5 protein-coding genes are annotated in these 5707 nt (G+C 67.0%); 3 read left to right on the top strand and 2 right to left on the bottom strand.

The annotated features are described in order from the left end of the window. On the top strand, positions 1-1185 hold a 1185-nt coding region (locus H928_RS0103575), incomplete at its 5' end, for a flavodoxin domain-containing protein (protein WP_021025284.1). Positions 1186-1206: 21 nt separating this feature from the next. Here H928_RS0103575 and H928_RS0103570 read toward each other — a convergent pair. Next, a complete protein-coding gene (locus tag H928_RS0103570) occupies positions 1207-1998 on the bottom strand; it encodes a VOC family protein (RefSeq protein WP_021025283.1) in 792 nt (263 codons plus the stop codon). A gap of 31 nt (positions 1999-2029) precedes the next feature. Next, the gene (locus tag H928_RS0103565) at positions 2030-2596 is read right to left on the bottom strand and encodes an OsmC family protein (RefSeq protein WP_021025282.1); all 567 of its coding nucleotides are present in this window, start codon (positions 2594-2596) and stop codon (positions 2030-2032) included. A 347-nt stretch (positions 2597-2943) separates the two neighbouring features. On the opposite strand from H928_RS0103565, the gene H928_RS0103560 reads away from it, so the two are divergent. Next, positions 2944-4608, top strand: coding sequence for a TIGR04028 family ABC transporter substrate-binding protein (locus H928_RS0103560; RefSeq protein WP_373604902.1), 1665 nt, complete (start codon positions 2944-2946; stop codon positions 4606-4608). 34 nt (positions 4609-4642) lie between these two features. Further along, positions 4643-5587 (top strand): ABC transporter permease, encoded by a 945-nt coding sequence (locus tag H928_RS0103555; RefSeq protein WP_021025280.1) that lies wholly within the window; start codon positions 4643-4645, stop codon positions 5585-5587. The last annotated feature ends 120 nt before the right edge of the window (positions 5588-5707 follow it).

The raw sequence follows: 5707 nt of genomic DNA, 5'->3' as shown, positions 1-5707 counted from the left end.
GAGGCCCTGGCGCATGAGACCGCTAGGGTGCTGCATGCCGGCGGCTGCGCGGTCCAACTGCGGCCGGTGCAGGCGCTGCGCCTGGCCGACTTGCAGGCCTGCGCGCAGAGCCTGTGGCTGCTGTCCACCACCGGCGAGGGCGATGCGCCCGATGATGCCCTGCCTTTTGTGCGCCAGGTGCTGGAGCAGGCGCAGCCGCTGCCAGGGCATAGCGCCCAGCTGCTGGCGCTGGGCGACAGCGAATACGCCGCCTTTTGCGCCTTTGGCCTGCGCGTGCAGCAGTGGCTGCAGCAGCAGGGCGCCAAGGCCGATGTGCTGTGCATGGACAACGGCGATGAAGCGACTTTGCTGGCCTGGCAGGGCCAGACGGCCGAGCTGCTGCAATCGCTGACCGGCCAGGCCGGCGATGGCTGGAGCCAGCCGGAACCTGCCCAGCCCTGGGTGCTGCGCCGCCGCCAGTTGCTCAACCCAGGAAGCCAGGGCGGCCCGGTGTACCTGCTTGACTGGCAGCCGCAGTCCGGCGCCTTGCCGCTGTGGGAATCGGGTGACCTGGTATCGCTGGCGGTGCCGGCCGATCCGCAGCGCAGCCGAGATTATTCGATCGCCTCGGTGCCCGAAGATGGCTGCCTGCAATTGCTGGTGCGCCAAAGCACACGTGCCGATGGCACACCGGGCCTGGCATCGGGCTGGCTGTGCGAGGGCATGGCTGTGGGCGATGTGCTGCCGATGCAGCTGCGTGCGCACAGTGGATTCAGGTTGGGAGACAACGCCGAGCGCCCCTTGCTGCTGATCGGCAATGGCACCGGCCTGGCGGGCCTGTGCAGCCATATCCGCGCACGCATTACTAAGGGTCGCTCAGACCAGTGGTTGCTGTTTGGTGAACGCAAGTCCGGTGAGGATGCACTGCTGGACGCGCAACTGCAGCAGTGGCTGGCCGCTGGCCAGCTGGAGCGCTTGGACCGCGCCTGGTCCCGCGATGCCACCGACCCTTGCTATGTGCAGCAGCTGCTGCAGCGCCAGGCGCAGCGCCTGCGCGACTGGGTCGCGTGCGGCGCTGCAATCTATGTCTGCGGCAGCCAGCAGGGCATGGCGCAGGGCGTGGATGCCGTGCTGCGCCAGGTGCTGGGCGGCGCGGAGGTGGATGCGCTGGCGCTGGCCGGGCGCTACCGGCGTGATGTGTATTGAGGCCGGGCCCGCCCAGAAAGCCTAGGCGGTGGCCAGGCTGCTGTCGGCCTTGCTCGCCAGCTCCGTTTTCGCAAACGCAATGGTTGCCCCATGCGCCAGCTTGGCAGCAGCCTGGTCCCAGCTGCCCGTGCCACCCTTGAGCACAATCGCCAACGGACCTTCGCCCTTGCTTTGCAGTTGGGGCGCCGTCTGCGTCAGCTCCAGCACGCTGTTGCCCAGCGCAATCGTGGCGCTGCTGCCGCCGTCGGCCGCATGGATGTGCGCGCCATCGCCCAGCAAGGCGCGGTAGCGCTCCAGGCTTTGCAGCAGGTCGCTGACGGCGACGGTCAGGCGCGCCACACCGGTGGCACCGTTGGCATGCTGGCGCACTTCGCCCTCGGGCACGCGCAGCTTGCGCGGGGTGATATCGCCGCAGAGGAAGGGCAGGTCATGTGTGTGCGGGCGGCCGGTCTGCCATTGCAGTTTTTCGCCATCGGGGCGCAGGCGGCCGCCATCCAGCGGGCCTTGCAGCTCTAGGCCGCGCGCCTTGGCCGCAGCAATCACTTCCGCGGTGCTGGGCGGCAGCAGCGCAAAGTCGATGATGCCTTCGCCATGCTGGTCCAGCAGCTGCCACCAGCGGTCCTGCGGCGCCGGGCTGCGCCAGGCGATCAGCTCGAAATAGGCGCCGTCCTCAAACACCACCAGCGCATTGTGGGTGGGGCGGCCGGGGTGCTCGCCGCCGCGCACGACGGTAAAGCCGAGGGCCGCGTAGTCGTCAATGGTTTTGTCGAGGTCGTGGACCGCGATCACGATGTGGTCAAGTGTCAGTGCCATGGGATAGATCCGATAAAGGGGAGGGAAGGGTTCAAGCCGCTTGCTTCTGCGTCTGGGCCAGCGAATCGCTGTGCTCAACGCGAGCGCGGATGGTCTGCGGCTGGCGCAGCAGGTTCAGGATCGGGCAGGTCCGCTCGACGGCGGCAAACAGCGCATCGATGTCGGCGCGCGGCGCGGGCGAGTCGATATGCACGGTGTAGGCAATGTCATGGGGCCAGACTGGCGTGGCCTCGTGGCCGGGCTTGCCCGCGCGCGGGTCGATCACGCCGCTCACCTCCACCTCCAGGCTGGTCAGCGGCACCTGCTGCGCCGATGCCTGGATCAGAAAGATATGGGTGACGCAGCTGCCCAGCACGCCCAGCTGCAGCTCGGGCGAGCTGGGGCCCAGGTTGTAGCCAGCAAAGCTCGGAGGGCTGTCGCTGATGACCTGGTGCTCGCGGATACGGATGCGGCGCACGCCGCTGCGCCCTTCGGCGCTCACGCTGGCGCGCAGGGCCGTGGCCTGGGCCGTGCCGGCATCGATCTGGGCATCGCGGGCCAACACGGCGCCGCGCTTTTCAGCCAGGTAGTCATTCAAGGTAGCAGGGCTTGCACTCATGGAGTCTCTTGGAAATGTGCTGCATCGGCGGGGGGGGATGCATGCCGAAGACCATTGTTGGTGTGGAGAGCCTGCGCGTGAACTGCGCAGATCGCATGTGCATATGCGGCTGCCGCGCATGTGCTTATGCGCAAACCCTCTATGCGGCGGCGGGCCTGGCGGCCGCGCGCTTCCTTGGTTTGCGCATATCGATGCTCCGAAAAATACCTTCTCGCCACGCGCCAAATGCCTAGCATGACAAACCCAGATGGCGGCATTTTCAACAAAGGTGCTGCTGGCCGGTGGCCGCGGTTGGCGCGCCGGTGCAGGCAAGGTTGCCCGATGGTTAGCGAGGGTGGTGTGTGGTGGTGAAAGCAAATAAATTCAAGAAACTGGCGCTATGGAGTGCTGCATTGCTGGCGCTGGGCGGGTTGCTGTCGGCCTGCTCCAAGAACGAGGGCGTGGCCGAGGCCAAGGCCGATAACGGCCCGGCCAGCGGTGGCGCACTGGTGTACCTGGAGCAGCAGGCGCATACCAACCTCTACCCGCCAGCCGGTGGCTTCTACCCCAACGGCGGCGTGCTTAACCAGATAACAGACAAGCTCACCTACCAGGACCCCAAGACGCTGGAGATCCAGCCCTGGATCGCCAAGAGCTGGACCATCAACGACACGGCCACCGAGTTCACGTTCGAGCTGCGCCCGGGCGTGACCTTCTCCGACGGCACGCCGCTCGATGCAGCAGCGGTGGCCAAGAACTTTGACACCTATGGGCGCGGCAACAAGGCGCTCAAGCTGCCGGTGTCTGAGGTCATCAACAACTACGAGCGCAGCGAGGTGCTGGGCCCGCTGACAGTGAAGTTCTACTTCAGCAAGCCCTCGCCGGGCTTCCTGCAAGGCACCTCGGTGATCGGCTCGGGCCTGGTGGCACTGCAGACGCTGGAGCGCCCGTTTGACGAGCTGGGTGACGCGACCAAGATCATTGGCTCGGGCCCCTTTGTGGTGGCGAGCGAAACGCTGGGCAAGGAGCTGCTGCTGTCGGCCCGCAAGGACTACAACTGGGGCCCGGCGAAGCTGGCGCACCAGGGCCGCGCGCGCCTGGATGAAGTGCGCTTTATCGTGACGCCGGAGGACAGCGTGCGCATTGGCGCGCTGCTGTCGGGCCAGGCCGGTGTGATCCGCCAGGTGCAGGCCTATGACGAAAAACGCGTCGAGGAGCAGAAGTTCGTCATCTACGCGCCGTCCACGAGGGGCGTGAACAACAGCATTGTCTTCCGCCCCGACAACGCGCTGGTCGCCGATCTGAAGGTGCGCCAGGCGCTGCTGCATGCCACCAATACCCAGGAGGTCGTGCAAACGCTGTTCTCGCACAACTACCCGCAGGCCACTTCGGTGATTGCCGCCAGCGCGCAGGGCTATGTCAACCTGGCGGGCAAGCTGGCCTATGACCCGCAAAAGGCGCAGCAGCTGCTCGACAGCGCCGGCTGGACGCCCGGACCCGATGGCATCCGCCAAAAGGACGGCCGCGCGCTGGTGCTGGCCGCCTATGACTCGCTGCCCCAGCCGCAGAACAAGGAAACCCTGCAACTGGTGGCCCAGCAGTGGGGCAAGCTGGGGGTCAAGCTGCAGGTGCTGAGCGGCGATGCCGGCGTGCGCGTCGTCGACAACCTGGACCCGGAAAAAACCCCCGTCGCGCCCGGCATGGTGGGCCGCGCCGATCCCGATGTGATCAAGAGCAACTACTACCCGACCAACCGCAACGTGCTGCTGCAGCAAGGCGGCGTGAGCCAGAAGGTCAAGGGCTTTGTCGATCCGCAGCTCAATGGCTTGCTGGAGGCAATTGCCGCGCAGACCGATGCCCAAAAGCGCCTGGCGCTGACGGCCGAGGTGCAGAACTACCTGATCGACCAGGCCTATGTGATCCCCATTTTTGAAGAGCCGCAGGCCTTTGCCGCAGCCCCCTGGGTGCGCGAGGTGGGCTTTGAAGCGGTGGGGCGCCCGAGCTTTTACAGCACCTGGCTGGCCAAGCGCTAAGGCGCAGTACTGCTGAGCGGCAAGGAGCACCCCGATGTCCTTCTACCCCTATCTGGCCCGGCGCAGTGCCCAGGCGCTCTTGGTGCTGTGGGCGGCGTTCACCGCGTCCTTTGTGCTGCTGCAGCTGCTGCCGGGCGATGCGCTGCTGATCAAGTTCTTGAGCCCCGAGCTGGGCCTGGGCCCGCAGGAGGTGGCCGACATCCGCGCCGCCTATGGCGCGGACCAGCCCGTGTGGCAGCAGTACTGGCACAGCCTGACGGGCTTTGTCAGCGGCAACTTTGGCTATTCGCTGCAGGCCGGCGTGCCGGTCAGCCAGGGGCTGGCCACCAGCCTGCCGCCCACCTTGCGGCTGGCGGGCCTGGGCTTTGCGCTGGCGCTGGTGCTGGCCCTGGTCTTGGCACTGTTGGCCCAACTGGCACCCTGGCGCTGGCTGCGCGGCGCGCTCTATGCGCTGCCCTCGGTGTTTGTCTCGGTGCCCGTGTTCTGGCTGGGCATTGTGCTGATCCAGCTGGTGTCGTTCCGCCTGGGCTGGATCCCCGTGATCAACCCCGGCAAATGGCAGGGCCTGGTGCTGCCGACCCTGACCTTGGCGATCCCCATTGCCGCGCCGCTGGCGCAGATCCTGCTGCGCAATGTGGACGAGGTGCTGACCCAGCCCTTTGTGGCCGTGGCCCGTGCCAAGGGCGCTCCGCGCCTGTGGCTGCTGCTGCGCCATGTGGCGGGCAACGCAGCGCTGCCGATGCTGACGATGGCCGGCGTGCTGTTTGGCGAGCTGCTGGGCGGCGCCGTCGTGACCGAGGCCGTCTTTGGCCTCAATGGCCTGGGGAGCCTCACGCAGCAGGCTGTCGGCAACCAGGACAGCGCCGTGCTGCAGGCGGTCGTGGTCATCTCGGCCACCGCCTTTGTTTTGATCAATCTGGTGGTGGACTTGCTCTACCCGCTGTTCGACCCGCGTTTGCGCAACCGTTTGGGAGTCTGACCATGTCTGCAAGCACTTCTTCACCCGCCGGCCTGGGGGCCTTAGCCGCCGAGCCAGCCCTGTTGGGCGCAGCCCGTGGCGCTGCCAGTGCGGCGGTGCAGGCGCCGGCGCAGCGGCTTG

It is taken from the genome of Comamonas sp. B-9, assembly GCF_000410635.1.
GTDB lineage: Bacteria > Pseudomonadota > Gammaproteobacteria > Burkholderiales > Burkholderiaceae_C > Comamonas.
The sequence above is the reverse complement of the archived record's forward strand: the minus strand, read 5'-3'. Positions and strand labels throughout refer to the sequence as shown.

What these genes read in the sequence shown, in the direction of transcription:
- H928_RS0103555 (WP_021025280.1), top strand. Translation starts at nt 4,643, where the DNA reads ATGTCCTTCTACCCCTATCTGGCCCGGCGCAGTGCCCAGGCGCTCTTG.
- H928_RS0103570 (WP_021025283.1), bottom strand. Translation starts at nt 1,998, where the DNA reads ATGGCACTGACACTTGACCACATCGTGATCGCGGTCCACGACCTCGAC.
- H928_RS0103565 (WP_021025282.1), bottom strand. Translation starts at nt 2,596, where the DNA reads ATGAGTGCAAGCCCTGCTACCTTGAATGACTACCTGGCTGAAAAGCGC.